27 protein-coding genes and 2 pseudogenes are annotated in these 25,688 nt (G+C 60.1%); 10 read left to right on the top strand and 19 right to left on the bottom strand.

Features of this window, described 5'->3' with window-relative positions; all coding sequences use genetic code 11:
* Positions 1-4: 4 nt before the first annotated feature.
* Complete coding sequence (locus tag AC3I65_RS06755) at positions 5-781, bottom strand: class II glutamine amidotransferase (protein ID WP_047227933.1); 777 nt, start codon at positions 779-781, stop codon at positions 5-7.
* A 33-nt stretch (positions 782-814) separates the two neighbouring features.
* Complete coding sequence (locus tag AC3I65_RS06750) at positions 815-1,312, bottom strand: MFS transporter (protein WP_488523571.1); 498 nt, start codon at positions 1,310-1,312, stop codon at positions 815-817.
* Between the two features lie 179 nt (positions 1,313-1,491).
* Between AC3I65_RS06750 and AC3I65_RS06745 the strand changes: the two genes are divergently transcribed.
* The gene (locus AC3I65_RS06745) at positions 1,492-3,546 is read left to right on the top strand and encodes a S9 family peptidase (RefSeq protein ID WP_487777684.1); all 2,055 of its coding nucleotides are present in this window, start codon (positions 1,492-1,494) and stop codon (positions 3,544-3,546) included.
* A gap of 150 nt (positions 3,547-3,696) precedes the next feature.
* Positions 3,697-4,170, top strand: a complete 474-nt coding sequence (locus AC3I65_RS06740) for a cyclic nucleotide-binding domain-containing protein (protein WP_047228036.1) — start codon at positions 3,697-3,699, stop codon at positions 4,168-4,170.
* A 171-nt stretch (positions 4,171-4,341) separates the two neighbouring features.
* Here the strand turns inward: AC3I65_RS06740 and AC3I65_RS06735 are convergent, their stop codons facing one another.
* Positions 4,342-4,626 carry a hypothetical protein gene (locus tag AC3I65_RS06735; RefSeq protein ID WP_076385928.1) on the bottom strand — a complete coding sequence of 95 codons (285 nt, stop codon included), beginning with the start codon at positions 4,624-4,626 and terminating at the stop codon, positions 4,342-4,344.
* A 78-nt stretch (positions 4,627-4,704) separates the two neighbouring features.
* Between AC3I65_RS06735 and AC3I65_RS06730 the strand changes: the two genes are divergently transcribed.
* The 4 genes from AC3I65_RS06730 to AC3I65_RS06715 all read left to right on the top strand — a co-directional run bounded on the left by AC3I65_RS06730 (position 4,705) and on the right by AC3I65_RS06715 (position 6,991).
* Entirely contained in the window at positions 4,705-5,391 is a 687-nt protein-coding gene (locus AC3I65_RS06730; RefSeq protein WP_047227938.1) for a spermidine synthase, read from the top strand.
* Positions 5,392-5,439: 48 nt separating this feature from the next.
* Positions 5,440-5,814 carry a YajD family HNH nuclease gene (locus AC3I65_RS06725; RefSeq protein WP_003184246.1) on the top strand — a complete coding sequence of 125 codons (375 nt, stop codon included), beginning with the start codon at positions 5,440-5,442 and terminating at the stop codon, positions 5,812-5,814.
* Positions 5,815-6,066: 252 nt separating this feature from the next.
* A complete protein-coding gene (locus AC3I65_RS06720; protein WP_003184248.1) occupies positions 6,067-6,537 on the top strand; it encodes an RNA methyltransferase in 471 nt (156 codons plus the stop codon).
* Between the two features lie 76 nt (positions 6,538-6,613).
* Positions 6,614-6,991 carry a YgaP family membrane protein gene (locus AC3I65_RS06715; protein ID WP_047227940.1) on the top strand — a complete coding sequence of 126 codons (378 nt, stop codon included), beginning with the start codon at positions 6,614-6,616 and terminating at the stop codon, positions 6,989-6,991.
* A 98-nt stretch (positions 6,992-7,089) separates the two neighbouring features.
* On the opposite strand, the gene AC3I65_RS06710 is transcribed toward AC3I65_RS06715, so the two are convergent.
* From AC3I65_RS06710 to AC3I65_RS06675, 8 genes are all read right to left on the bottom strand, one after another.
* Positions 7,090-8,319, bottom strand: coding sequence for a hypothetical protein (locus AC3I65_RS06710; protein WP_274090336.1), 1,230 nt, complete (start codon positions 8,317-8,319; stop codon positions 7,090-7,092).
* Between the two features lie 31 nt (positions 8,320-8,350).
* Positions 8,351-8,800, bottom strand: a complete 450-nt coding sequence (locus tag AC3I65_RS06705) for a YcgN family cysteine cluster protein (RefSeq protein WP_047227942.1) — start codon at positions 8,798-8,800, stop codon at positions 8,351-8,353.
* Between the two features lie 262 nt (positions 8,801-9,062).
* Positions 9,063-9,995 carry a D-2-hydroxyacid dehydrogenase gene (locus tag AC3I65_RS06700; RefSeq protein WP_047227943.1) on the bottom strand — a complete coding sequence of 311 codons (933 nt, stop codon included), beginning with the start codon at positions 9,993-9,995 and terminating at the stop codon, positions 9,063-9,065.
* A 123-nt stretch (positions 9,996-10,118) separates the two neighbouring features.
* Positions 10,119-10,412, bottom strand: coding sequence for a YcgL domain-containing protein (locus AC3I65_RS06695; protein WP_047227944.1), 294 nt, complete (start codon positions 10,410-10,412; stop codon positions 10,119-10,121).
* Positions 10,409-11,542 carry a ribonuclease D gene (rnd, locus tag AC3I65_RS06690; protein ID WP_488523570.1) on the bottom strand — a complete coding sequence of 378 codons (1,134 nt, stop codon included), beginning with the start codon at positions 11,540-11,542 and terminating at the stop codon, positions 10,409-10,411. Before rnd ends, AC3I65_RS06695 begins: the two co-directional genes overlap by 4 nt.
* Positions 11,543-11,663: 121 nt before the next feature.
* Positions 11,664-12,305 (bottom strand): class I SAM-dependent methyltransferase, encoded by a 642-nt coding sequence (locus AC3I65_RS06685; protein WP_288912472.1) that lies wholly within the window; start codon positions 12,303-12,305, stop codon positions 11,664-11,666.
* 70 nt (positions 12,306-12,375) lie between these two features.
* A complete protein-coding gene (locus tag AC3I65_RS06680) occupies positions 12,376-14,025 on the bottom strand; it encodes a phosphoethanolamine transferase (RefSeq protein WP_288912470.1) in 1,650 nt (549 codons plus the stop codon).
* A 190-nt stretch (positions 14,026-14,215) separates the two neighbouring features.
* Positions 14,216-15,598, bottom strand: coding sequence for a glutamine synthetase family protein (locus AC3I65_RS06675; RefSeq protein WP_139050908.1), 1,383 nt, complete (start codon positions 15,596-15,598; stop codon positions 14,216-14,218).
* A gap of 522 nt (positions 15,599-16,120) precedes the next feature.
* Here AC3I65_RS06675 and AC3I65_RS06670 point away from each other — a divergent pair.
* Positions 16,121-16,423 (top strand): annotated as a pseudogene (locus tag AC3I65_RS06670) (LysR family transcriptional regulator); the annotation flags it as partial.
* Between the two features lie 106 nt (positions 16,424-16,529).
* Here the strand turns inward: AC3I65_RS06670 and AC3I65_RS06665 are convergent.
* The 5 genes from AC3I65_RS06665 to AC3I65_RS06645 all read right to left on the bottom strand — a co-directional run bounded on the left by AC3I65_RS06665 (position 16,530) and on the right by AC3I65_RS06645 (position 21,263).
* A complete protein-coding gene (locus AC3I65_RS06665) occupies positions 16,530-16,895 on the bottom strand; it encodes a 5-carboxymethyl-2-hydroxymuconate Delta-isomerase (protein WP_047227950.1) in 366 nt (121 codons plus the stop codon).
* A 228-nt stretch (positions 16,896-17,123) separates the two neighbouring features.
* Positions 17,124-19,208: a DUF6311 domain-containing protein gene (locus AC3I65_RS06660; RefSeq protein ID WP_439125558.1), complete on the bottom strand. Its 2,085-nt coding sequence runs from the start codon at positions 19,206-19,208 to the stop codon at positions 17,124-17,126.
* The gene (locus AC3I65_RS06655) at positions 19,205-19,588 is read right to left on the bottom strand and encodes a GtrA family protein (RefSeq protein ID WP_076385942.1); all 384 of its coding nucleotides are present in this window, start codon (positions 19,586-19,588) and stop codon (positions 19,205-19,207) included. Before AC3I65_RS06655 ends, AC3I65_RS06660 begins: the two co-directional genes overlap by 4 nt.
* Positions 19,585-20,292, bottom strand: coding sequence for a class I SAM-dependent methyltransferase (locus AC3I65_RS06650; protein ID WP_488523569.1), 708 nt, complete (start codon positions 20,290-20,292; stop codon positions 19,585-19,587). Before AC3I65_RS06650 ends, AC3I65_RS06655 begins: the two co-directional genes overlap by 4 nt.
* A gap of 2 nt (positions 20,293-20,294) precedes the next feature.
* Complete coding sequence (locus AC3I65_RS06645; RefSeq protein ID WP_488523568.1) at positions 20,295-21,263, bottom strand: glycosyltransferase family 2 protein; 969 nt, start codon at positions 21,261-21,263, stop codon at positions 20,295-20,297.
* A 337-nt stretch (positions 21,264-21,600) separates the two neighbouring features.
* On the opposite strand from AC3I65_RS06645, the gene AC3I65_RS06640 reads away from it, so the two are divergent.
* The 3 genes from AC3I65_RS06640 to AC3I65_RS06630 all read left to right on the top strand — a co-directional run bounded on the left by AC3I65_RS06640 (position 21,601) and on the right by AC3I65_RS06630 (position 23,217).
* On the top strand, positions 21,601-21,792 hold the full coding sequence (locus tag AC3I65_RS06640; protein WP_047227955.1) for a YegP family protein: 192 nt from the start codon (positions 21,601-21,603) through the stop codon (positions 21,790-21,792).
* A gap of 144 nt (positions 21,793-21,936) precedes the next feature.
* Positions 21,937-22,743, top strand: coding sequence for an AraC family transcriptional regulator (locus AC3I65_RS06635; protein ID WP_047227956.1), 807 nt, complete (start codon positions 21,937-21,939; stop codon positions 22,741-22,743).
* Positions 22,744-22,845: 102 nt separating this feature from the next.
* Positions 22,846-23,217 (top strand): cupin domain-containing protein, encoded by a 372-nt coding sequence (locus AC3I65_RS06630; RefSeq protein WP_076385948.1) that lies wholly within the window; start codon positions 22,846-22,848, stop codon positions 23,215-23,217.
* Between the two features lie 32 nt (positions 23,218-23,249).
* On the opposite strand, the gene AC3I65_RS06625 is transcribed toward AC3I65_RS06630, so the two are convergent.
* The 3 genes and pseudogenes from AC3I65_RS06625 to AC3I65_RS06615 all read right to left on the bottom strand — a co-directional run.
* Entirely contained in the window at positions 23,250-24,020 is a 771-nt protein-coding gene (locus AC3I65_RS06625) for a phytanoyl-CoA dioxygenase family protein (RefSeq protein WP_488523567.1), read from the bottom strand.
* A gap of 14 nt (positions 24,021-24,034) precedes the next feature.
* Positions 24,035-24,814 (bottom strand): methyl-accepting chemotaxis protein, encoded by a 780-nt coding sequence (locus AC3I65_RS06620; protein ID WP_372241368.1) that lies wholly within the window; start codon positions 24,812-24,814, stop codon positions 24,035-24,037.
* A 78-nt stretch (positions 24,815-24,892) separates the two neighbouring features.
* Positions 24,893-25,666: pseudogene (locus AC3I65_RS06615) on the bottom strand (MCP four helix bundle domain-containing protein); the annotation flags it as partial.
* Positions 25,667-25,688 lie beyond the last annotated feature (22 nt).

The following is a 25,688-nucleotide window of genomic DNA, read 5'->3' as shown; positions in this document are numbered from 1 at the left end:
GTCCTTATTCGGTCTGGCCATGGCTGACGCATTCGCCGCGCCGCCACAGGCTCCATTGGCCCGGTTCGTAGCGGGTCCAGGTTTCGTTTTCAGTCAAGGGTTCGGTGGCAATTACCGTGACCACGTCATTGGGCGTGGTTTCGGCGTGGAAATCCACGATCACGTCCACATCCTTGAGCCGCGCCGGGCCGAACGGCGCGCGACGGGTGATCTGGACCAGTTTGGTCGAGCAAAAGCAGAACAGCCAGTCACCATCGCTGAGCATGCAATTGAACACGCCCTTGCTGCGGTATTCGGTGCAGGCCTGGATCAACGACGGCAACAGTTGCTCCACCTCCACCGGTTCCGGGAACGCCTGGCGCACGCGATTGAGCAAATCGCAGAACGCCGCCTCGCTGTCGGTATCGCCCACCGGACGATAGAAGCTTGCGCCCGGCTGGAAATCGGCGAGTTGGCCATTGTGAGCGAAGCACCAGTTGCGGCCCCACAACTCACGTACGAACGGGTGGGTGTTGGACAGGCAGACCTTGCCGACATTGGCCTGGCGAATGTGCCCGATCACCACTTCGCTCTTGATGGGATAGCGCTGCACCAGGTTCGCCACTTCCGACTCGCTGCTGGCGGCAGGGTCCTGGAACAGGCGCAGGCCACGACCTTCATAGAAGGCAATGCCCCAGCCGTCCCGGTGCGGTCCGGTCTTGCCGCCACGCTGCATCAGCCCGGTGAAGCTGAACACGATATCGGTCGGCACGTTGGCGCTCATGCCCAGTAACTCACACATGCTCGGACCCTCGCTTCAATGGGACAAGCCTGGCTACAGCCGCGGTTCGATGCGCGAACGCTGAGGGTTGCTCGGTACTGGCGGGCGACCGTAACGGTCATCACCCGCCACACCGAACGGCTGCTCATCCTGTAGTTCATCGGCCGCGGCGGCGGCTTTGGCGGCAGCGGCTTTTTCCTTGCGAGCGCTGGCTGCACGCTCGATGGGGAAGCGGATCAGCACGAAGATCAAATAAAGACCAAAGACGATCATGCCGTACATGAACAGATCGGACACCGCACGCCAGGCGTTGTTGCCGACCTTGAACAGCATGTCCAGGGCAACGATGGCCAGGGCCGGAGCAACCTGTTCCTTCACGGGGTCGACGATAGTGGGGCTGAACAGCAACACCGCCATCAACAGGCGCAGGGGCTCGCGCAACCAGCGCCAGATCCAGCGGGTCATGCGCATCCATACCAGCAGGCAGCCCAGGGCGGCGAAGGCATAGAGGCCCCAGGCGATCAGATAGTCGTTCTCGGTCATGGTGTCCATGGCAAGGCAGGCAAATAGGCGCTTATAGTAACGGCTTTTCGCTCGTCAGGCTGCCCCGGCGTCTGTCGAGTGGTCTGTGCCGCAGTATCTGTCGGTTAATTTCTGCCGCCGCAGGTGGCTGACCGAACTAACCACACCGGCCATCAGTCCCTATTTCGTACAACGTTCGAGAGCCTTTCATGCCCCTATCTGCCCACGTTTGCAACGCCCCGATTGCCCGCAGGGACCCCGGTGTTGATCCCTACGCCTGGCTGCAGGAGCGCGACACCGACGCCGTGCTCGACTACCTCAAGGCTGAAAACAGCTATCAGGACGCGCAACTGGCTGACCAGGCCGAACTGCGCGAAACCCTGTTCCAGGAAATCAAGGGCCGGATCCTGGAGACGGATCTGTCCCTGCCTTCGCCTTGGGGTCCGTACCTGTATTACACCCGCACCACGGCCGGGGACGAATACCCACGTCACTACCGCTGCCCGCGTCCGGTGGACGACAGCCTGACGGTGGATGAAAGCCGCGAGCAATTGTTGCTGGACCCTAACGTGCTGGCTGGCGGCGGGTTCTTTTCCCTGGGTGCCTTCAGCATCAGCCCCGACCACCAGCGTCTGGCTTACAGCCTGGACACCACTGGCGACGAGATTTACACCCTGTTCGTCAAAGAGCTGGCCAATGACAAAGTCAGTGAACTGTCCTTTGAGGATTGCGACGGCAGCATGACCTGGGCCAATGACAGCCTGACGCTGTTCTTTGGTGAGCTGGATGACACCCATCGCCCGTACAAACTGTGGCGCTATCGCCTGGACGGAACGGCGGCCGAAGAAGTGTTCCATGAGCCGGACGGGCGTTTTTTCCTGCATTGCTACCGTTCGAGCTCGGAAAAACAGCTGATCCTGTCCCTGGGCAGCAAAACCACCAGTGAAGTATGGGTCCTGGACGCCGCACAGCCAGACCAGCCTTTCACCTGCCTGGCGCCACGGGTGGAAGACCATGAATACGACGTCGACCATGGTTTGCTCGACGGTCAGTGGAGCTGGTTGATCCGCAGTAACCGCGACGGGATCAACTTCGCGCTGTACCAGGCTGCCGACACGGGCCTGGCGCCGACCGAGGCCGACTGGCAGAACCTGATCCCCCACAGCGACACGGTGATGATCGACGGCCTGAGCCTGAACGCCGGCGCCATGACCCTGAGCCTGCGTGAAGGCGGCTTGCCCATCATCGAAGTTCACCCACAGGGTTTGCCGGCGTATCGGGTGCAACTGCCGGACGCGGCCTACAGCCTGCATGTGCAGAACAGCCTGGAGTTCGTCAGCCCCCGCATTCGCTTGCGCTACGAGGCGCTGAACCGTCCGGCACAGATTCGCCAGCTGGACCTGGCCAGCGGCGAACAGGTCGTACTCAAGCAAACCCCGGTCCTGGGTCCATTCGATGCCGATGACTACGTGAGCCAGCGGCTGTGGGCGACCGCACCGGACGGCACGCAGGTGCCCATCAGCCTGGTGGTCAAGCGCCAGGCCCTCGGCCAGCCGGTGCCGCTGTACCTGTATGGCTACGGCGCCTATGGCGAGAGCCTCGATCCGTGGTTTTCCCATGGGCGGCTGAGCCTGCTCGATCGCGGCGTGGCGTTTGCCATTGCCCATGTGCGTGGTGGCGGTGAGCTGGGGGAAGCCTGGTATCGCGCCGGCAAGCAGGAGCACAAACACAACACCTTCAGCGACTTCATCGCCTGCGCCGAGCATTTGATCGCCAATGGCGTCACCCGCGCCGATCAACTGGCGATCAGCGGCGGCAGTGCCGGTGGCTTGTTGATCGGTGCGGTGCTCAATCAACGCCCGGATCTGTTCAAGGTGGCGATTGCCGAAGTGCCGTTCGTCGATGTGCTTAACACCATGCTCGACCCGGACTTGCCGCTGACCGTCACCGAATACGACGAGTGGGGTAATCCCGAGGAGCCCGCCGTCTATGATCGGATCAGGGCCTATGCCCCGTACGAAAACGTAAGCGCCCAGGCGTATCCGGCGCTGCTGGTGATCGCCGGTTACAACGACAGCCGCGTGCAGTATTGGGAAGCAGCCAAATGGGTGGCGAAATTGCGCGCCACCAAGACCGATGACAACCCCTTGCTGCTCAAGACCGAGCTGGGCGCCGGCCACGGCGGAATGAGCGGGCGCTACCAGGGGTTACGTGACGTAGCCCTCGAATATGCATTTGTTTTGAAGGTTTTGGGGTTGGTCTGAGGAACTCCGTGGGATGGCCGGGTCTTAGCTCCATGCGCAGGGCTCTGATACCACCACCCAATGTGGGAGCAAGCCTTGCTCCCACAAAGGAATCGCCTTACATCCAAACCCTTGCAACCGCCCCAGACACAAGAAAAAGACCGTGACGACATGTCAGAACCGACCTTACTGAACAACGAAATCCGCGACTGGCTGATGGACTGCGGCCTGTTCGACCAGTTGCAGCCTGTCGACTTCGCCGCGGCGTCGGGCTACTTCAGCATCAGCGCCATTGCCCAAGGGGAAGCGATTTTCCGCGAGGGCGATGCCGGCAGCTTCATGTGCATCATCCATTCAGGGCAAGTGGCCGTGCAGAAAACCGGCCCCGACGGTCAACCCGTCACCATCGCCACGCTGCGCAGCGGCCGGGCATTCGGGGAAATGGCGGTGCTGGACGGAGAACGGCGCTCGGCCAGTTGCATCGCCGCCAGTGATTGCCAATTGCTGAACCTGGGCAAGGATTCCCTGGAAAAAATGCTCAACGATGCACCGAAGATCGCCGCCAAGATCATCCGCGCCCTCGCCGTTTCCCTGTCCAAACGCCTGCGCATGGCCGATGGGCAGTTGCTGTCGCAGCAGGTCTGACTCGCTCTATCAGTTGAAACACAGAACCTGTGGGAGCAAAGCTTGCTCGCGATAGCGGTGTTGCATATGCCGACGTCATCGCGAGCAAGCTTTGCTCCCACAGAGTTCACCGCAATGCCCGCCCCCCCCCAGGGCTTTGCCATTCAGTTATTTCACCGACTGGCTTCAGACCTACCCCCCCGGCGACTTGGCCTTCGGTGGTTTCGGCTCCATGCCCGGTATCGGCTGGTCCTTGGGCGGCTTGGGCATTTCGATTGGCGGCAGCAACGGCGGTCCGCTTCCGGGGCTGGGCGTGGGTACGCCGCTGGGCGTGACCGGCGGGTATGGCATCGGTGTGGGGGTGCCGGGCGAACCGGGAATGCTCGGTGGGCTCACCGGAATCGTGGGCTGCTGGGCCTGCACCCAACTTATCGAGAGCGCTGCCAGGGCAATGGCCGTTAGAATGGTGCGCTTCATCAATGGCTCCGTGGCGATTGTCTGTCTTCAGGCTAGTCCTTACCGCGCCGCTTTGCCCTTCCTTTGCATGAGACATCCATGAAACGTTTCGTTCTACTGGACACCACCCCCATCCCTGACAATGGCGGCGCCCTGTGCCTGTTCGAGTACGGCGACGACTTCGTCATCAAGATCCAGGGCGGTGACGGTGGGCAGTTGATGAATACGCGCATGCACGGCTCCGAAGACGCCCTGGCCGAGATTCCTTGCCGCAAGGTTGCCGGCCGTCCCGGCTCGCGCGTACTGATCGGTGGCCTCGGCATGGGGTTCACGCTGGCCTCGGCCCTCAAGCACCTGGGCAAAAATGCCGAAGTGGTGGTGGCCGAACTGGTGCCCGGCGTGGTGGAGTGGAACCGTGGCCCTTTGGGCGAAAAGGCCGGTCGCCCACTGTCGGACCCGCGTACCGTGATCCGCATGGAAGATGTGGCCAAGGTGCTGCAAGCCGAACCCCAGGGCTTCGACGCCATCATGCTGGACGTCGACAACGGCCCCGAAGGCCTGACGCAGAAAGCCAACAGCTGGCTGTATTCAGCCGGCGGCCTGGCCGCCTGCGCCAAGGCCCTGCGGTCCAAGGGTGTGCTGGCAGTATGGTCAGCCAGCGCCGACCGGCAGTTTTCCGACAAGCTGAAAAAGGCCGGCTTCAAGGCCGAAGAGGTGCAAGTCTTCGCCCACGGCAACAAAGGCACCCGCCACACCATCTGGATTGCCGAGAAGCTCAAGGGCTGAGCTAAACTCTGTTCAACCGTCATCAGTCTTTTTTACAAAGGTGAACCCATGAGTTCGTCAACGCCACCGTCCAACACCGCCAAGCTGGATCGCATCCTCGCCGATGCCCAGCGTGACCGGGAAATGGGTTACCGCGACAAAGCCCTGAAAATGTACCCCCACGTCTGTGGCCGCTGCGCCCGTGAGTTTTCCGGCAAGCGCCTGAGTGAACTGACCGTTCACCACCGCGACCACAACCACGACAACAACCCGCAGGACGGTTCCAACTGGGAACTGCTGTGCCTGTACTGCCACGACAACGAACACTCGCGTTACACCGACCAGCAATATTTCGGCGACGGCTCCCTGAGCACCCCGAAAATCGCCAAGGCGACCCACAACCCGTTCGCCGCACTGGCCGGGTTGATGAAAAAGGACGAGTAGCCAGCCATTTGTGGCGAGAGGATTTATGTGGGAGCAAGGCTTGCCCGCGATGAAGCCGATGCGGTCTTTCAGAAACCGAGCCGGCTGTTTCGCGAGCAAGCTTTGCTCCCACAGGATTTTGCGAACAACACGAATCCACTGTGGGAGCGAGCCTGCTCGCGATGGCAATCAAACGATCACCATCAATCTACAAGCTGCCCCCCTCTTCCAATCCCCGTATAATCGCGCCTTTTCCCCAAAGGCACCCCGCCCGTGGCCAACAAACGCTACAGCTGCATCGGTCTGTTCAACCCCAAGTCTCCGGAAAACGTCGGTTCGGTCATGCGCGCCGCCGGCTGCTACGGCGTGGCATCGGTGTTCTACACCGGCAAACGCTATGAGCGCGCCGCGGACTTCGTCACTGACACCAAGAAAGTCCACTACGACATCCCGTTGATCGGCATCGATGACCTGAAAAAAATCCTGCCCCTGGGCTGTGTGCCAGTGGCCGTGGAACTGGTCGACGGTGCTCGTCCCTTGCCCGAATACACTCACCCGGACCGGGCGCTGTATATCTTCGGCCCGGAAGATGGCTCGCTGGATAAAGACATCCGTGACTGGTGCGAAGACGTGGTGTACATCCCCACCACCGGTTGCATGAACCTGGCGGCCACGGTCAATGTCGTGTTGTACGACCGCATGGCCAAAGGCAATAACACCCGTTCGGGGCCGCAATTCCGCTGATCGGTGCGCAATTGGATTGAACAAGGGAATCGCTCGGGCAGTCAGTTTTATACCAACCCCACACCGGAGACAGATCATGAGCGATAACAACCCGTTCGAGCCGATTGAGACCACCCCTTTCCAATCTCATCCGCCGCAAAACGTGCATGGCTGGGAACGCATTGGCTCATTGGCCGGCGGAGTCCTGATGATGGGCAAGGGCTTGCGCCGTGGAGGCGTGATCGGTTTGGCCCAACTGGCGATCGGCGGCATGGCCCTGGCGCGCGGCATCACCGGGCACTGCTCGGCCAAGACGTTGCTGGAAAAGAATCGTCAGAACCTGCACCACGCCCGTGCCCGCATCGAGCAGGCCGGTGATGAGCTGAGCCGCATGAAAGCCAGCGCCGAGGCCGCGACCAGCACGGCTACAGTGACGGGGAATGATTCGTTGAGTTCGCCGAAGGTTGGGCTTTGATTTTACTGGCTGATGGCCCCATCGCGGGCAAGCCTTGCTCCCACATTTTGAGTGTAACGCTGGTCAATGTGGGAGCGAGCCTGCTCGCGATAGCGGTATTACTGAAGTAACCGAGTATCCAGCACAGTAGAACTCTCCCCCAGAACGCTCTCGCTGAGCTGGACAAACTCCTGGGTATCAACCGTCTCCAGACGCATGGCGGCGTGCAGCACGTCATCGAGCGAGCGCTTGTTGCGGGTTTTCAAACGAATCTCGCGGTCCAGCTCCTGCAACAGCAACACCGCCTTGGCCACCGTCGCCGGGCGGACCTGCTCGCCACGCAAGGTGCTGACGCCTTTGCTGTCCCGAGCCAACCGGTCGTTCAGGCTCTGGTAGCGCTCATCACTCATGCCGCCAGCCCGACGCAGCAATTCGATGGCGTAATACTCGGCCAGCCCTTCGCTGATCCAGTCACTGCGCTCACGATCGTTGACCCGCGCCAGCATCTGCACCAACTCGCGCAACATCGGGCTATTGCCGCGTTCGCTGACCAGCGGCGGACGACTGTGCAGATAAATCGATTCATGCCCGGCCTGGGCGCCACGCCACATCGGGTCTGACGCGCCGATGATCAGCAGCTTGCCGGGATGACGCGGCACCAACGCCTGCACTTGCGGCCAGACGAACGTCAGCAGCGTCAGCACATCCATCCGGCGCATGCCCTGGCCTTGGGGTGAGGCCACCGTCACCTCGGTCTCTCCCAGGCGTGTGCGCCGGCTGCCGAGTTTGCCGGCGAGCATCCAGCCGGTGGGACGATCGAACAGCCGCGCGGGGTTGTCGATGCGAAAGCGTTGCTTGCCGATGCGCGGCCAGGCCGTTTCGATGCTTTTCCAGCCGTCGGGCAGTTCAAATTGCAAACGTGACACCAGCTCAGTGCCATCCTGCTGATCCAACTTGGCCGGCGGCACAAGATCGTCGCCGCGCAGAAGCCCCCATCCCGGGGTCATACGGGTTTCAAACGTACCGTTCTTGCGAGTATTACTGATGCGCACGCGATAGCTCAGGCTCGCCTTGTCGGCACTGGGACGCCAAACGCCGCGTGTGTCCTTGCCCGGGATGAGCTGCCATTGACCGTCGGCCTTGAAGTGGCTGTAGCGGCTGCCATCGCCGAGGTCGAAGTCCAGGCTGCGCACTGCCGAACCCCGCGCCAGGGTCAGGCGCACTTCGGCCTGATCGCTTTGCGGCAACAGGTGCACGTGATAATCCAGATCGACTTTCTGCGCCGCCCACAGCGGCCCGCACACCGCCCACAGCCCGGCTGCGAGCATCCTTTTCAATCCTGCTGCCATGGGTTCTCCCTGATGGTGCGATGCCCGGCATTCAGCCGGCGCGAAAAATCAGATGATCTTCCCAATCGTCCTCGGGCACGCTGCCTTCGGCCAGCATGCGCCCGGATTGGGAAATGCGTTCGTGGTGCACGGCATCGCGATCGCCACAGACCAGGTGGTGCCATAACGGCAGATCCTTGCCCTCACTGACCAGGCGATAACCGCAGGTCGGTGGCAACCATTTGAACTCATCGGCCTTGCCCGGTGTGAGCTGGATGCAATCGGGAACAAAGTCGCGGCGCCGGGAATAGTCGGTGCACTGGCAGGTTTTCAAGTCCAGCAATTTGCAAGCGATGCGCGTGTAGTAGACGCTGTTGTCGTCTTCGTCTTCGAGTTTTTGCAGGCAGCACAGGCCACAGCCGTCACACAGCGATTCCCATTCCTGCGCATCAAGCTGATCGAGGGTTTTACGTATCCAGAACGGTTCGACTTTGGCGGCCATGGCTCAAGCAATCAGCATCAGATGGTGAAAAGGCCGTCAGTCTAGTGCCGGGGCCTCTTCAGGCCAAGCATGGGCGACTGTCGGTAGGGCGTTGTGTTGGCGAAGTCCGTAAATGGATTGGCCGAGAACACCGATGGGGTGACCGCTGAAGATCACTGTGGGAGCGAGCCTGCTCGCGATAGCGCCGGATCAGCCAGCATTGATGCCGACTGGCAAACCGCTATCGCGAGCAGGCTCGCTCCCACAAGTTGATTGGCTCGGTCTAATATCCCCGATCGAAATCCACTTCCCCGCGCAAGGTTTCGCCGGCCTGGTAGGCCCGCAGGTTTTCCAGGAACAACTGCACCATCATCGCCGGCGACGTCGGTGCCGAGCTATGGCCGGTCAGCAGCAGGCCCCAGGCCGTCCAGAAAGGATGCCGCTGTGGCAACGGCTCCTGGCGGCAAACGTCAATGACCGCGCCGGCCAGATGCCCTTCCTTCAAGGCTTGCACCAGATCGGCATCGACCACGGCCACGCCGCGTCCGACATTGATGAACAGCCCGGTGGGCTTGAATTGCCTGAACAGCGTCGCGTCGTATATATCGTGGGTGTCCGGCGTGTTGGGCAGCAGGTTGATCACATAATCCACCTCCCCCACCATGCGCGGCAGATCCTTCAGCGCCCCGACCTCGATGAACGGCGCCAGCTCCCTGGCTTCGCTGGCAATGCCATACAGCTGCACACCAAACGGCAGCAGGAACTGCGCTACCCGCTGGCCGATATCGCCGGTCCCGACGATCAGTGCCTTGCGCCCGGCCAGACTCTGGCCCTGACGGTTGTCCCACTTGCGCTCGACCTGGCTGACCAGCCGCGCCAGCACCTCGCGCTCATGACCGAGCATATAGGTAAGGACGTACTCGGCCATCACCTGGCCGAAAATGCCCACCGCACGGGTCAGGCGATAATCACGCGTCAAGCCCTCGGCCAGCAGCGGCGTGATGCCCGCCCAGGTCGATTGCAGCCACTGGGGCTGATGGCCTTGACGCAACAGGGTGGCCAGCAGATCGGGCTGGCCCAGCCAGACCGGGCAGTCGGCGGCCAGTCGCGACAGTTCGGCGGAGTCGCCACTGGTCAGGACTTGGATATCGGGTGCAGCCTGTCGCAGAAGCTGGGCGTACACCGCGTGATCGTGTTCGGCAATCAGAACGCGCATGGATCAAACCTTTCAAAAACTATGCAGACGACCGCCGACAGAGTGTCGCTCCATCCTTGCGGCCATCGCCAATAAACCATTCCAGTGTTTCAAGAGGCCCGGGAAAGGTGCCTCGGGGTACCGTCAGACCGGGTCGTTGCGTCGCAGCAACTCTTCCGGCAGATGCTCGATGTATTCGTCTTCAGCCGGTGGCATCTGCAAGTGATAACCCTGGGTATCGAGGTTTTCCAGCACCAGGTTGATGTCTTCCCGCGACAGCTTGCGCTCGGGGCTCAGCACCAGGTCAAAGGCATGGATCGCCTTGCCAAAGGCAGCCATCAAGGGCTCGGGCACACGCTCCAGGGCATCGCTTTTGAGCACATACAGGTACATCTCGTTTTTCTTCGAGCTTCGGTAGATCGAGCAGATACGTTTCAAGGCTGTTCTCCGGCGGTGGCCAGGCTGTCGAGCAGCGCCTGGCCCATCAATTCGCGGCGCCAGCCACGCAGCGAATCGGGCAATTGGTAAGGGCCCTCGGGAAAGCCGCTCTTGATCAGCGCCTCGAGGGTTTTCTTGCGCAGCATCAGTTCAGGGGCGATTCCCAGGCGCTCGGCCTCAGCCTGCCCCAGTGCCCGCAGACGCTTGACCAGCGCCGAAGCCTCGATGGGCAAGGGTTCGGCCACGGCTGGCGGCCACTGCTCGGGCGGTACGCTGCCGGCGCGTTTGATCAGCTCCAGCAGGAACTCGCCGTCCTGGCGCACGGTACGCGGGTGCATGTCTTCGATTTTCGCCAGCGCACCGAGGTTATCCGGCTGAGTGCGGGCCAGGGGCCACAGCGAATGCTCGCGAATGACCCGGTTACGCGGCAGGTCACGAGCCCGCGCTTCCCGCTCGCGCCAGGCGCATAGCTCGCGCAGCACGGCCAGTTGGGCACGGGAAAGTTTCCAGGCTAGCTTGGCCTCGCGATAAACCTCATAGGGGTCGACTTCGCGACGCAGGTTGGCCACCAGCTCGGCGCCATCCTCCAGGACCCAGGCGTATTTTTCGTCAGAAAGCTTCGGGCGTAGCTGTACGAAAACTTCCGCCAGATGCACTGCATCTTCAGCGGCGTAGCTGATCTGCGTTTCCGACAGGGGTCTTTGCAACCAATCAGAGCGGGTTTCGCCCTTGGGCAAGTCGATGCCCAACACGTCCTGTACCAGCCGGGAATAACCCATGGAAAAACCCAGGTTCAGGTAGGCGGCGGCCAATTGAGTGTCGAACAGCGGCGCAGGCAGGCTGCCGGTCAAGCGCAGCAGCACTTCAAGGTCTTCGCTGCAGGCGTGCAGCACCTTGAGCACTGCCGGGTTTTCCAGCAACGCGGCCAGGGGCTTCCAGTTGTCGATGGTCAAGGGGTCGATCAGATAGGCACGCTCGCCGTCGCCGATCTGCAACAAACCGGCAATGGGATAAAACGTGTCGACCCGCATGAATTCAGTGTCGAGGGCGACGAATGGCAACTGCTGCCATTGGGCGCAAAACTGACCGAGGCTATCGTTGTCGCGAATCCAGTGAATATCGATGGCCACACGGCTCTCCCTTGAAGAATGGCGCGCAGTATATATCGCCGTCAGCGATTGCGAGCATCCATAGAGCGGGAGCCTGAGAGAAATCGCCTGCGCGAAGGCAAGAATAGTCCTACATCGGGAATTAACCGGCCTTGCACAACGCATAAACCCGCGTCAGCGCAAACCCGGGCAGAAAATCCTGGTACCACAGCAGGGTGAAACCGGCCTGGCGGAACTCGGCTTCAACTTCAGCCTTGTCCGCCAGGCCGCGGTGCGGCGCAGGTCCGATGTTGAGGCCACCTTCAATTTGCACCGACACAATCACCGTGTCACGGCTGACCCGATGAAATTCGCGCAACAGCGCCAGCCGATGCTCACTGGCCTTGACGTGCCGAAACAGTTGCAGACACAAAATACAGTCCACAGCGTTAGCCGACAGGCCGAGGGTGAATGCCGAACTGGGAAAGGTCGTGACCCGCTCCAGCAACGCGCCGCCATGGTGGGTGCGGGCGTGATCGAGCATGTCTGGCGAGGGGTCCGCCGCCAGGATCACCCGGTTGGCATGTTCGGCCAGCACCGGCCAGAACCGGCCCGCGCCACAGGTCACATCCAGCACCAGCCCCGGTTCACCGGCGGCTTTCAAGGCATTGCGGACCAATTGCTCGTCACGCCAGAACGCCAGGCGCAGTCGCCTGGGCGCCGCTTGACGGCAAATGCGCGCGTGTTCCCGGTCATGATGCCTGGCGAACTCGATCTCTACGGGGGATGGGGGTTGCCCAGACATACCAACCGCTCTTGGGAAAGATGAATAGGAACAGGCTAACCACCCGTACGTGAAAAAAAAGTCGAGGCGCTCACTGCCGGGCCAATACCCCGTCAATGACCGCGCCACGGCAACCGGCAAACAGGTCCAGGTCCCGGTTGTAGACCCTGCTGTTGACTTCCAGCAGCCCGAGCATCGAATGAAACAGATTGTCCTGGCTCAAGGGCTTGTCCCGGCTCAGTTGCAGGCAATGGGTGTCGACGGAGAAGGACTTCTGATAGCTGTCGGAAAACCAGGCCAGCATCGCCACGTGTTTCTGTTGTTCCGGGGCGAGCATGTAGGGCGTGCCATGGAGAAACAGGTTGTACTCGCCCAGGGACTCGCCGTGGTCGGACAGGTACAGCATCGCTGTGTCGACCTTGTCCTGATTGGCCCGCAGCAGGTCGATCAGGGTCGATAACACATGGTCGGTGTACACCAGCGTGTTGTCGTAGCCGTTGACGATGCTCTGGCGGCTGCAATTGTTCAGCGCATTGCTTTGGCACACTGGGGTGAAATGTTCGTATTGCTTGGGATAGCGCTTGAAATACTCCGGCCCGTGACTGCCCATTTGGTGGAGCACCAGTACGGTGTCCTTGTCGAGGGTGTCGATGAAATGCTGCAGGCCCTGGAGCAGAATTTCGTCGCGACACTCACTGTTGGCGCACAGGGCCGGGTCCTTGAGATTGCTGACATCCTGCACAGTGACCCGGTCGCAAGTGCCTTTGCAGCCCGACTGATTGTCACGCCAGATCACCTCCAGCCCGGCGCGCTTGAGCACATCGAGCAGGCCTTCTTCGTTCCTGGCCTTGCTGGCGTCGTAGTTCTTGCGGCCCATGTTGGAAAACATACACGGCACCGATACCGCGGTTTCCGTACCGCAGGAGTGCACATCAGTGAAGGCGATCAGGCCGGCTTCTTGATTGAGTTGCGGCGTGGTATCGCGGTTATAGCCCAGAATGCCGAAGTTCTCGGCACGGGCGCTCTCCCCCACCACCAGTACGGTCAGGGACTTGCGGGCATGGGTTTGCCAGACCGGATTACGACTCGCATCCTCACCCAAGGTGATGAAGGGCTGTTTGGCCGACGCGACCTGTTCACGCAAGTACCCGATCGACGCACCGATGTAGTTGCTCGGTACCACCATCAAATGCAATTCATGATGATTGCGAAACAATGAAGACAACCCTTGGTAATTGGCCAGGGCGACCATGCCGATCACCGCCGCCGACACTCCGCTCACCACTAACTTGCTTAACAATTCTTTGGGCCAGCGGCGATAGCTGATCGGTGTTTTAAATAACAACCAGGACGGCAACACGCCTAACAAACCGAGGTAGGCAAACAACTTTAACGACAGTAAATCACGCACCTCTGTGGCATTGGTTTCAGCAAAGTTACGAAACATGCCGGCATCGATCAGCACGCCATACTGAGCCATGAAATACGCCACACCGGCGCTGATCAGAAAAAGCAATATCAGCACAGGCTTGAGCAGCCCACGGAACGCTACCATTGTCAGCATCAGGTTGAAGGCGAACAACACCAGCACCGCAAACGCCACGCCGATCAGCACGCCCCCGCCGTCACCTGCCGTAATGGTATGCAGGTGCTGCCAGAGCACAACGTTGAAGCCCACTAATAAAAAGACACTGGCGACCAGCGTCACCCACTCGGGGCGCACGGGTTTAATGGTCAGCATGAGGTTTTAAAGTTTCCTGGAAGTTGCGCTATGGAAAGCAAATACCGCAGGAAAGTTTGAAAAACTACTGTGCTACGGCAACACAAACTTTAGGCAGGTCACTATCAATTTTTCGTGAAAAAGTTGCCATTAAATAATTTTTCAAGTAGCAAGCCGCACGTCCGATCCGACGTGCAGCTTGTGGCTCAGTTCAAGCCTGATGGATGTACCAACGCCAGTCCTGCTCTCCGACCTCGCCCATGAACTGACGGTATTCGGCGCGTTTGACCGCCAGGTACACCCTGAGGAACTCATCGCCGAAGGCTTGCCTGGCCCAGGTCGAGGCTTCAAGCGTGCGCAAGGTGGTGAGCCAGTCGGTGGGCAGCAATTCGCTCGCCTGGGCATAGCCGTTGCCCGCCACTGGCGCACCGGGATCGCACTGTTCACGAATGCCGCGATGGATGCCGGCCAGTATCGCTGCGGCGGCCAGGTACGGGTTGGCGTCGGCACCACAAATACGATGTTCGATATGCCGCGAAAATGCCGGCCCGCCCGGTATCCTCAGGCTCACTGTGCGATTGTCCACCCCCCAGGTTGCTGCCAGCGGCGCGTAGCTGTTGCTCTGGAAGCGCCGATAGGAATTGGCATTCGGACAGAACATCAGCAGTGAGTCGAGCAACGTGTCGAGCATCCCGCCCACCGCATGACGCAGCAGCGGCGTGCCATCGGCGGCTTCGCTGGCAAACAGGTTATGGCCCTCGCTATCCGCCAGGCTGACGTGCATGTGCATGCCCGAACCTGCCAGTTCCGCGAAAGGCTTGGCCATGAAACACGCCTGCATGCCGTGTTTATGCGCCACGCCTTTGACCAGACGTTTGTAGCGCACCGCCTCATCCATGGCCTGCAAGGCATCGGTGCGGTGTTCGAGGGTGATTTCCACCTGGCCCGGCGCGTATTCGGAAATGGCCGTTCGGGCCGGGATCCCCTGCGACTTGCAGGCGGAATAGAGGTCCGCCAGGAACGGTTCGATCTGTTCCAGCTCGCGCAAGCCATAGACCTGCGTGGCACCGGGTCGGCCGCCATCAGCGTCCCGCGCCGGTTGCGGCCGGCCCTGGCTGTCGCGCTGCGCGTCCAACAGATAGAACTCCAGCTCCGCCGCCATCACCGGGTAATAGCCATCGGCCTGCAAAGCGTCGATCACTTGACTGAGCAAATAACGCGGATCGGCGATGGTCGCGGGCATGCCTTCCTGAGGATGCATGCTGACCTGCACTGCCGCAGTGGGGATCAGCCGCCAGGGCATTCGCTGCAAGCTGCCGCTGATGGGATAAGCCCGGCAATCGATGTCGCCAACATCCCACACCAGCCCGGAGTTTTCCACGTCGTCGCCATTGATGGTCAACCCGAGAATGGTACTGGGCAAGGGCCGCCCACTTTCGTAAAGCGCCAGCAACTCATCCCGGTGCAGCAGTTTGCCCCGAGGCACACCGTTGCTGTCGAGAATAAACAGCTCGAACAGCTCAATATCCGGATTTTGCTCCAGGAACGCCTGGGCTTGATGCAGGGGGGCAAAAGAGAGGTGGGCAGAACTCATGAGAACGCTCGTATTTTCATGTCGGACGGGCGACAAAGCACCGTCAGCCTGTGCTCGCGATCAACGAACACTGTTTAGGATCAACAGGAAATACAAGTATCTGGAGGACGGGCGTGGCGACAATGCCAGAGTGCCCAAAAAGCCAGTTCAGAGGGCAGCGCACACAGCGTGGGAGAGACCCCGGACATAAACCTGCCCACCGGCCCCATTGCGGCGAATGAAGGGTATTGGATTGCAGCGGGCCAACCGTCCATAAAAGACATCACAGGAAACACACTTTGGCAGAGTCCCACGTCACCAAAGCCGGTTAAACCTTGATTTGATGGAGCTTGGATCGCAATGAGCTAAACAATCGGCCAGAGAATCGAATGCTGAACGATCCGTCGTGTTCATTACATTATCTGTCCCACTCGCGACCGTGAAACCGCTCGCCTGGCATTCTCCTGGGACGATCGTTCCGTTAGGATCAAAGGTCTGGTTTGCGCAAGATCCGCGCAAGGAGCACAGAGAGAGACAGAACGGATGCTGAACAGTAACTCCCTCAGAAAACTCGATATGCAAGACCTCATGGTGTTTAACGCTGTGTACGAGCAAAGCAGCGTCACCGGTGTATCCGAGGCGTTGTGTGTCAGCCAGTCAACGGTCAGCTACTGCCTCAAGAAACTGCGGACCTGTTTCGACGACGAGTTGTTCATCAACACCCGCACTGGCATGCGCCCCACTTATAAAGCCGAGGGCATGTACAAGCATGTGCGCGCCATCTTGCAGAGTATCAACCTGTGCCATGCCGGTGCGGCCACGGTTGATCCCACCCGGCAAACCATCAAGCGCCTGAAGGCTTGTCGGGATTCACCTTGAAACGCCGTGCAGCCAGGCCGCTGATAGCACCTGGCTGCGCGAGCGGATCGTCAAGACCCGAAGCACCTGACCCTCAGGCGCCGACGACAGCCTTGGCATAGGGGCCTCGGTCGATGTCGAGGATTTCCACGCACAGTTGCACGGAAACGTCAGCCGGCCATTCGCCCACCTCCTGGATCACCTCCAACAGTTTTTCGGCCAGCTGCTTCTTGACCTCTGGCGAACGGCCGCTCAACAAGGCCAGCTTCACGTGCACGAAACCGCGCTTTTCAAAAAGGGTGCCCACCAGGAAATTCTCGATTTTCACAGCCCGGCTTTTGATGTCCGACTCGGCAGCGAACTGACCGGAGGCCACCAGCGTATTATTCAGACGCAGCAGTACGACACCCTCGTCAAACTTGGGCAGGTTGGCGGTGTACTCCATGTGCAGGTGAGGCATGTGTTCGACTCCTGTTCGAAAATATGACGATGTGGTTTCAGCCGTCGCAACCATACCTCGACTTTACTTGGCTGACGCAGGTTTTTGTTTCGCGCAGCGGAATTTGCACCGCGCCGGCGCGCTCACGCATGAACGCTTCCAGCCGTATCAGCGTTTCGAAAAACAGCCTCAAATTGTGCATTCAGCGCTGCGCAAAAAACCTTGAAGCACACGATAAAGACGTCCGGCTTAATTCACCGTCAGAGACTTCAGCCCCAACGCCATGACTCGCTCGTCGCTCCCCAACCCCAGCGCCTTGGGACTGACCGCGTCGGGTAGATGAAACTGCACACGCACCTGCCCATCTGCGGCAATCGCTTCGCGGATGGCCGGGCTCAATGACAGCTCCAGGGTGTTCTCCTGCATGCGGGTCAGTTGCGTCGACAGGGCCGCAACGCCATTGATCGAGACCTCGATTCTCTGCCTGGTATGCAGGGGCTGTACGAACGCCGCAGCTTCGATCGAGAGGGCGCGGGCCTCAGGGGGTACACGCAATACAAGCTCTGCCTGAGCACCTTCCGACCAGGTGCCCCAATCTTCGACGCGCCCCCAGCCGCTGACCAACATCGCGTTTATTCGGTTGAACACCTGGCGCTCACCTGGCTTGACCTGCACGTCCAGCGTCTCCTGCGCTATCGGTGGGCATTGGGTACAGGTCTTCCATCCCGGCGCCAGCACCACGAGGCCATCAAGACGGGTCAGCAGATCGGTCTGGCGATTAACGGTTTTGATCGCTTCGAGCGCGGTGCGGCTGTCGAGAATGTAGAGGGAATCCGCCTCATACTGACCGGTGGCGAGCATTTGGCCAGCGTGCCGTTGAGCGTGTTCGATCTCCCGAGTGCCCATCCGTCCCAAGTACACGCTATCGGTTTCCAGACCATGGTTCTGGGCGTATTGGCTGATCAACAGCCAGTTTTCCGGCTGATTCTGCGGCAACAACGACCGGACCTTGGCGTAGTGATTTGCCGCGCTGGCCCAAAACGGGTCGGCCAGGGGCGTCGGCCAGCTCGAGGCGGTCGGCATCATCCGGCTCTTGCGCAGGCCTGCCCACCCGCTGCGGGTATCCAGAACCTGCACCACCAGGGCGACAGCCAGCAGACACACCGCAGCTCGTGGCTTATTGCCTCGGACCACCAAAAAGATCAGCGTAAACACGAGAATGTAGAACACCGGCCAGAACATCCTACCGGCCGCACGAAAGACGTTCGCCAACTGCTCGATGGTTTTCGGCAACCAGTAATGCACATCCAGCATGCCAATACCGAGCTTGTTGGTCAGTGAAAAAAGCGTCAGCCCGATCAGCGCCAACAGCAATAGAGGTCTGCGACGCACGGCCTCCGCCAGGCCGGTGTTGCCTTGCAGCAGTGCCACGCCGGCGCAGATCGCCAGCATCAGCACCCCCAAACCCAGGTAATTGAAACCCTCGTAGTCCCCGGGTCCTTGGGGCATGTCGCGCAATACGTATGACCAGCCACTGGGGTTCACCACCGACAAGAGATTCAGACGATACAAGCCAAAACCACCCGCCACGGTCCCGCCGCCCACACTGAAATAACCCGCTTGCCAGCAGCAGAATGCGACCAACAGAAACAGACCGGCCAGCTCAATCAAGGCATTGCGCCGGGGTAACCGACCCTTGATGGCTTTGCTGGCCAGATCAGCCAGCCAGATCAATGCCACCATCGCCAACAGATAGGCATGCACCAGCGCCGTCGCGGCCAAGAGCACGCCCCAGGCCAGGCGTCGCTTTTGCAGACCGGGCCGCAACGCCAGGTACAGCGCCGCCAGGATCAGGAAATGCCCGGACAAGGAAAGATGCCCTCCCATGCGCAGAAACATCGGGGGCGAAAACACGAACAACCCGGCCCCCAACAACCTGATCCAGACCGAAGGCGTCAGCAGCCCCACCAGCTTCCAGGCAAACCAGGCCTGCAGGACAAAACACGCCAGCAGCCACAGCCCGAAATACTGGAACGTCTCGGGAAGCCAAGCATTGAAGGGCTTGAATATGAACGCCAGCAGCGGGTTGGAATCGGAAAAAATGATCCCGTTGGCCAACTCCAAGCCATAGGAAGGGTTCATGCCCAACGGAAAGGTCCAGGGCGAATCACGGAAAAACGCCCATCCCAGATAATGAGTCGCCGCATCGCCCTCCCCCAGCCAGGCGATATTCGTCGGGTTCAACACCCGAGGGCCGATGACCATCAGAAACGCCAGCACGCCCAGCAATACGGGCAACAGGGAAACCAGATAACGCTCGCCACGAACGGTCATCGATACGTCCAGAAATTATGCAAGATGAAGGTAAACACCGGGATGATCAGCGCCACGGCAGCAATGCCCGCCAGGTAATTCAGGCCCGCGCTCTGCGCCACCCAGGCCACCAGCATCGCCAGCCAGAATCCGCCGATCGACACCACCACGAAACGGCCGAGCGTGCGGCCATGCAATCGGCTGGAGAAACTCCAGAGCGTGTTGATCAGGTAAGACACCACGGTTGCCACCACAAACGCAAAACCGTTGGCCAACGGCGGGCTGGCCAGGATCAGGTGCACAAACAACACGGCAGCCAACACATGCACAGCGGTCACGAACAAGCCCGTCATGGCGAACCGCAGCCCACGTCGCAGCAACGGCGACCGCGTCCAGATCATGGTTTTTGTGCCAGACAGAACACCGTCAGGCCGGCCACGCGATTGGCGCCCATAAACGCAAGCTCCAGGCTGCACAGCGACTTCAACCCGCCATTGACCAGCGGATGATGCCGAGTGAGCGAGCTGGCCGGCGCGCCGGACGTGTTGCGTTGCAACAGGCGCACGGCGGCGGCGATCGGAAACACCAGGCCGAAATAGTAAGCGCTTTTGTGCACCTGCAAACCCGCCTGGGCCACGACCCCCTCCAGTTGCCCGAGGGTGTAACGGCGTTTGTGTTCCAAAAACACATCATGCCCGCTCCAGAGAAACTGGAACGCCGGCACGGTGATCAGGAAGCGGGTGCCAGAGGGCACCTTGTCGACATAAGCCTTGAGCAGGCCCATGTCATCGTCCACGTGTTCCAACACATCCATCAACAACACCAGATCCGCGTCCAGCGCGTCGATGGCGCGCCGGTAGTGGACGGGTTTGCCGGCGGTGCTGGCATCGGAGTCGGCCGGGTAACTGATGTCCACGCACCAGGCCCGGGCCGTCTCGGTATGGGACAACAAGTGATGGGAAAAAAAGCCCGATCCGGCCCCCACATCCAGCAGTGTTTTGGCCGATGTGCCTTTGAGCATGTGGAGCATGGCGCGCGCCTTGGAACGATAGTACCAATGCTGCCCGATATCGGGCCCCAGGATGTCGGTTTCCTTGAGATCCATTGTCAGTCCTTGGCGTCATAGATGCGCCGCACCAGAAAAACCGGTCGGCGTTTGGATTCGATATAGGTCCGGCCCAGGTATTCACCCAGTACGCCGATGCCGATCAGTTGCAACCCGCCCAGGAACGTGACGGCCACCATCAGGGAGGCGTAGCCTGGCAGATCGACCCCGGAAATCAGCGTCCGTAGCACAATGAACACCGCAAACGAAAAGGACACCAGCGAGACGCTAAGCCCCAGGTAGGTCCAGATACGCAGCGGTTCGGTGCTGAAACTGGTGATGCCCTCCAGGGCAAAGTTCCACAGGCGCCAGCCGTTGAATTTGCTTTCACCGGCCGCACGCTCGGGCCTGACGTAATCCACGACGGTGGTTCGAAATCCTACCCAGGCAAACAAGCCCTTCATGAAGCGTCGGGACTCGGGCAGGCTCTGCAGCGCATCGACCACACAACGATCCATCAGCCGAAAATCACCGACATTTTCCGGTAGCTTGTGGTCGGCGATTTTATTGTGCAGCCGATAGAACCCGTTGGCGGAAACCTGTTTGGCCCAAGAGTCGGAGTCACGGTTTATGCGATGGCCCAGTACCACCTCGGCACCGTTGCGCCAGTGGGCGATCATTTGCAGGATCACCTCGGGCGGGTCCTGCAGATCGACGTCGATCGGCACCACCGCCTGGCCACGAGCCGCTTGCAGACCGGCACTCAGCGCCGCTTCCTTGCCGAAATTGCGGCTCAGGTCGACGATCCGGATGCGCGGGTCCGTCCGCTGTTTTTCCAGCAACAACACCAATGTTTCGTCGACACTGCCGTCATTGACGAACACCAGCTCCAGGGTCACCAGCGGCTCGTTCGCAAAAACCCGATCGACTCTGGCGATAAACAAATCTATGGACTGGACTTCGTTGAAAACTGGAATGACAAGCGAAAGCGCTAGACATCCTTGCAGATCCGCTCCTGGATATTCAGTCACTTGATGGCTCTTTTTCTTATAGGTTTTTCCAGTCCCATCGGGCTCCCAGCCCCCGGGTTCCCCGGACCGGACGTCAATGACAAACGTCTGAATCGGAATGTATTAAGCAGGACCGCACAAGGCAACGCAAGAACGAAACCGGAACTTTATCCAGCCCCGCGCTCCCAAGATGACCTGTTTCCTGAAAAGGGTCGCCGGAGCAAATCCGAATCCATATCGGCAATATTTGATAACGAATGGAAACGAATTTCCCATAGCCAAAACTATCAGCTTGGCTAGGCTTGGAGCGACATGTGCAAAGCATGTCTTGAATGAATTAATCGCAGGGAGCGAACCGATGTATTTTGAGATCTACAGGCAGACCCGAGGCACCCAGAGCACTGGAAAAGGCCAATGGCGGTGGCGCTTGAGAGCCGGCAACCACGAAACGATCGCCAGCGGCGAATCCTATGTGAACAAGGCTGACTGCCTTCACGTCATCGGGCTGATCAAGAGTGCCCAGGGTGAGACACCCGTGAAAGAAATCTGAAACAGCGACGCACTGTACGACCAGTAAGCCGCCCTGCGTAACGAGCAGCTTTCTGCGTTCCGAAGAATCCGGATCTCGCTTTTTCCTGCGCCAAGGCATATCAGACAGGTATCGTGTGCAGACAAAAGCGAGAGGCCGGTCTAAATGACTCAATCAAATCGTGATCGCGACTGGCTGGTGCGGGCTCCTGAATCGCGGAAAATGGAACGCATCGAAGCCTATTTCAGTGGCCATGGCTACACCACCCACCGGCATGACACCTACGCCATCGGCGTCACGCTTTGCGGTGTTCAGAGCTTCAACTACCGCCATAGCAAACGCCATAGCCAGCCCGGCGGAACCATCGTCCTGCACCCGGACGAAGTTCACGATGGCGAAGCAGGCACGAGCGACGGCTTTCGCTACCGGATGTTCTATGTAGAGCCCTCCGTGATCCAGCAAGTGCTGGGCGGCAAACCCTTGCCCTTCATCGAAGGGGGGTTGTCGAACGATCCTCACCTCAATGTGGCTACGCGCAGATTATTGCGCTGCATGGATCATCCACTCGATCCGCTGGAAGAGGAGGACGGCATCTACGATGTGGCCCAGGCACTGGACAGCGCAGCGGGTAACCGGCGTGGGCGGCGATTGATCGACTACTCGGCGGCAGAGCGCGCACGACTGTTCATTCATGATGCCCTTGACCAGCCCATCAGTCTGGATGATCTGGTCCAGGCCAGTGGCCGGGATCGATGGAGCCTGTCCCGGGACTTTCGCGCTCTGTACGGCACCAGCCCCTATCGGTATATCAACCAGCGACGCCTGAATAAAGCCCGTCGTCTGGTTATCCAGGGCATGCCATTAAGTGAAGCGGCCCTGGCGTGCGGTTTTTTCGATCAGAGCCACATGACCCGGTTACATAGCCAGGCTTTCGGCATTTCACCAGCACGCTGGCTGAAGATGCTGCGCTGACTTCGGGTGCCGGGCCCCACAAAAGCTGCACAATCATCCAATACCTGCTCAGGCTCAGGCAGTAAGGTCGCGCTCACCCCCTTCACAAGACGAGCATTCCCCATGAGCACTCACTACTCCCCCATCAATTTCGCTCAGAAATACACACTCTTCCAGGAACAGTGGGCCCCGAAAGTCGTGGCCGAAATGAACGACTACCAGTTCAAGATCGTCCGGCTCGAAGGTGACTTCGTCTGGCATACCCACGCCGATACCGATGAAACCTTCATCGTGCTGGAAGGCGAGCTTCGCATTGACTTTCGCGACGGCGCGGTGACGATTGGCCCAGGCGAGATGTACGTGGTGAAAAAAGGTGTTGAGCACAAGCCCAGCGCCGCACTGGAAGTGAAATTGCTGTTGATCGAACCTCGCGGTGTCATTAACACGGGCGATGAAACCAATGAGCGAACAGCGGTGAATGATGTCTGGATCTGACGTAGCGCCGTGACGTAACCGATGCCAGGAGGTCAATCGTACTCAGCCTCCTGATGATCGCCCAACAGGCGCCGCTGGCGAGGTGTCGCGGCAGCCAGTACAGCGGGGTTGAATTGCCAGTACAGATAAGGCGAGAACTTCTGCGCGATCATCCGCCGGCCATAGTGAACCTGCAGCATATAACGTGAACGGTCGACGCTGCGGTTCTCGCTGCCGGCATGCCACAACTCGCTACGCAGCACCAGCACATCACCCGCTCGACACAACACCGGTTGCGCGACGCGCCCTTGCCATTGCGTTTCGCCCGCCACGGGCGCCCGCCCCGCCCGATGACTGCCGGGAATGACGCGGGTCGGGCTCAGGTCGGCATTGATGTCATCAAGGTAAAACTGTGCGGTGAAAATCTGCATCGGCAACTCGAAAGCTGGATCGGCCAGAAGCTGTGCTGGCAATGCCATCGCCAGGTAATCCAGGTGCAACGGGACGCCGACAAAACCGGGGTGGCAACGCCAGGCAGTCTGCCCAATGATGTGGCAATCATCCCCCAGAGCCGCCTCGGCCAGCTCGATCACCCCTTCCATATCGAGAAACGGCAACCAGAACGGATCACGATTGAACACGCACTTGTAGTGATCGATCACGCCGCTGTAGTCCCAGTGCTGAGGCTTGAGGCGATCGATTGCAAGGCGCAGATCGGTGATTTGCGCGGTGCTCAACACCGCGGGCATCAGGACGAAACCGTCCTGATGCAGGGCTCGCAAGCGCTCGCTGGTGAGCGCCGCCAAGGCTGGGAGAGTGCTCACCATCGCACCTGGGCTCAGGTGCGGAAACGGCCGGTCAACTCCGCCAATGTCCTCGACAGCCCGGAAAGCTGCTGGCTGGCATGCATGCTCTGGGCAGAGTTCTGCGCCGCTTCGTTGGACAGGTCGCGGATGTCGGAGATGTTGCGGGCGATTTCCTCAGTGACACTGCTCTGCTCTTCGCAAGCGTTGGCGATCTGCGCGGCCATATCGTTGATCCGCTGTATGGAACCGCCCGTGCCGCTGAGCACCTGATCGACACTCGCCGCCCGCTCGACGCTGTCACGGGCCTTGGTGCTACCAACGTGCATTGCTTGCACGGCCTTGGCGACACCCGACTGCAAGCGCTCGATACGAACCTGGATATCCTTGGTCGAGTCCTGGGTCCGCGCCGCCAGCGCCCTGACTTCGTCAGCCACGACGGCAAAACCGCGGCCTTGTTCGCCGGCCCGCGCAGCCTCGATAGCGGCGTTCAGCGCAAGCAGGTTGGTCTGTTCAGCGATGCCACGGATCACCTCGAGGACCGCGCCGATACTGGAGGTTTCCTGGGCCAAGGCTTCGATAGTTCCCGACGCGCTTTCCACTTCCTGGGCCAGTTGGCGGATCGATTCGATGGTGCTGCTGACAACGTCGGCGCCATCACGGGACTGACTGGTAGCCTGTTGTGCAGCATCCGAGGCATTCAGCGCGTTGTGGGCGACTTCATGCACGGCGGCGCTCATCTGGGTCGCGGCGGTGCTGACCTGATCGAGTGCCGCATGCTCGCTGCTGATCAGTTGGTCATTGGTCGCGGCCATGCTGGCCATGGCGCGTGCCGCGGCATCGACCTCTCCGGTCACCCGGCCCACCTCGGCGATCAGCGGCTGCAGTTTGTCGAGAAAGCGGTTGAATGCGCTGCCGAGCTGGCCCAGCTCGTCAGCCGAACGAACCTCAAGACGCGCCTTCAAATCACCGCCACCCTCTGCAATCTGCTCGACGCGGCTGAGCAAACGACGCATGGGGCGTAGCACGACCATTGGCAAGGCAACAACGACCAGAATGCAGCCAAGCAGACCGATCAACAGAATGCCGCCCTGATGCACCCCCACTTCCTCGCCATTTTCTATCGCCGCGTCTCCCTCGCGGTGGGACGCCTGGTCTTCCAGCTCGCCAAGCTTGTCGATGGGATCACGCATGGCCTCGAACAGGCGTTCGCTGTCACCAAAACTCAGTTTGCTGGCCGCCTCCATATCCCCCACGGACAGCTCCATTACCCGTCGCGAAACCTGCTTCCACTTTACAAAAGCGTCATTGAACTGACTGACCAACGCCTGTGCCTCGGCACCGGGCTGCATCGCGGCATATTGCTGCACGCGATCATAAGCCTGCTTCGCATTCTCCTCATGACTGGCGCTCAGCGCTGTCAGATGCTCGTCCGCATGACCATCGAGCAGACTACGCTCGGCAACAAAAGCCTGGTAAAGATCGCGATCGGCATTGAGCAGCAAGCTGATGGCCGGCAAGTAACGCTTGGTCAGCTGTGTGCTGGACGCCGTCACCTGGTCGATGCCTCGCATGCCCGACCACCCCATCAACACCAACAACAGCGCCAGAAAAGCAATCGGCAGGGTAATTTTCCAGCGAAAGCCCAGGTCGGCAAAGAACCGCATCATGGGGGGCACTCCTTCTATG

This window comes from Pseudomonas sp. N-1-13 (assembly GCF_057787095.1).
This window is presented reverse-complemented; position numbering and strand designations above follow the sequence as displayed.

Excerpts from the sequence above, each read along its gene's own strand:
- AC3I65_RS06755 (WP_047227933.1), bottom strand. The coding sequence starts at position 781 with ATGTGTGAGTTACTGGGCATGAGCGCCAACGTGCCGACCGATATCGTG.
- AC3I65_RS06750 (WP_488523571.1), bottom strand. The coding sequence starts at position 1,312 with ATGGACACCATGACCGAGAACGACTATCTGATCGCCTGGGGCCTCTAT.
- AC3I65_RS06745 (WP_487777684.1), top strand. The coding sequence starts at position 1,492 with ATGCCCCTATCTGCCCACGTTTGCAACGCCCCGATTGCCCGCAGGGAC.
- AC3I65_RS06740 (WP_047228036.1), top strand. The coding sequence starts at position 3,697 with ATGTCAGAACCGACCTTACTGAACAACGAAATCCGCGACTGGCTGATG.
- AC3I65_RS06735 (WP_076385928.1), bottom strand. The coding sequence starts at position 4,626 with ATGAAGCGCACCATTCTAACGGCCATTGCCCTGGCAGCGCTCTCGATA.
- AC3I65_RS06730 (WP_047227938.1), top strand. The coding sequence starts at position 4,705 with ATGAAACGTTTCGTTCTACTGGACACCACCCCCATCCCTGACAATGGC.
- AC3I65_RS06725 (WP_003184246.1), top strand. The coding sequence starts at position 5,440 with ATGAGTTCGTCAACGCCACCGTCCAACACCGCCAAGCTGGATCGCATC.
- AC3I65_RS06715 (WP_047227940.1), top strand. The coding sequence starts at position 6,614 with ATGAGCGATAACAACCCGTTCGAGCCGATTGAGACCACCCCTTTCCAA.
- AC3I65_RS06710 (WP_274090336.1), bottom strand. The coding sequence starts at position 8,319 with ATGGCAGCAGGATTGAAAAGGATGCTCGCAGCCGGGCTGTGGGCGGTG.
- AC3I65_RS06705 (WP_047227942.1), bottom strand. The coding sequence starts at position 8,800 with ATGGCCGCCAAAGTCGAACCGTTCTGGATACGTAAAACCCTCGATCAG.
- AC3I65_RS06700 (WP_047227943.1), bottom strand. The coding sequence starts at position 9,995 with ATGCGCGTTCTGATTGCCGAACACGATCACGCGGTGTACGCCCAGCTT.
- AC3I65_RS06685 (WP_288912472.1), bottom strand. The coding sequence starts at position 12,305 with ATGTCTGGGCAACCCCCATCCCCCGTAGAGATCGAGTTCGCCAGGCAT.
- AC3I65_RS06680 (WP_288912470.1), bottom strand. The coding sequence starts at position 14,025 with ATGCTGACCATTAAACCCGTGCGCCCCGAGTGGGTGACGCTGGTCGCC.
- AC3I65_RS06675 (WP_139050908.1), bottom strand. The coding sequence starts at position 15,598 with ATGAGTTCTGCCCACCTCTCTTTTGCCCCCCTGCATCAAGCCCAGGCG.
- AC3I65_RS06665 (WP_047227950.1), bottom strand. The coding sequence starts at position 16,895 with ATGCCTCACCTGCACATGGAGTACACCGCCAACCTGCCCAAGTTTGAC.
- AC3I65_RS06660 (WP_439125558.1), bottom strand. The coding sequence starts at position 19,208 with ATGACCGTTCGTGGCGAGCGTTATCTGGTTTCCCTGTTGCCCGTATTG.
- AC3I65_RS06655 (WP_076385942.1), bottom strand. The coding sequence starts at position 19,588 with ATGATCTGGACGCGGTCGCCGTTGCTGCGACGTGGGCTGCGGTTCGCC.
- AC3I65_RS06650 (WP_488523569.1), bottom strand. The coding sequence starts at position 20,292 with ATGGATCTCAAGGAAACCGACATCCTGGGGCCCGATATCGGGCAGCAT.
- AC3I65_RS06640 (WP_047227955.1), top strand. The coding sequence starts at position 21,601 with ATGTATTTTGAGATCTACAGGCAGACCCGAGGCACCCAGAGCACTGGA.
- AC3I65_RS06635 (WP_047227956.1), top strand. The coding sequence starts at position 21,937 with ATGACTCAATCAAATCGTGATCGCGACTGGCTGGTGCGGGCTCCTGAA.
- AC3I65_RS06630 (WP_076385948.1), top strand. The coding sequence starts at position 22,846 with ATGAGCACTCACTACTCCCCCATCAATTTCGCTCAGAAATACACACTC.
- AC3I65_RS06620 (WP_372241368.1), bottom strand. The coding sequence starts at position 24,814 with ATGGCCGCGACCAATGACCAACTGATCAGCAGCGAGCATGCGGCACTC.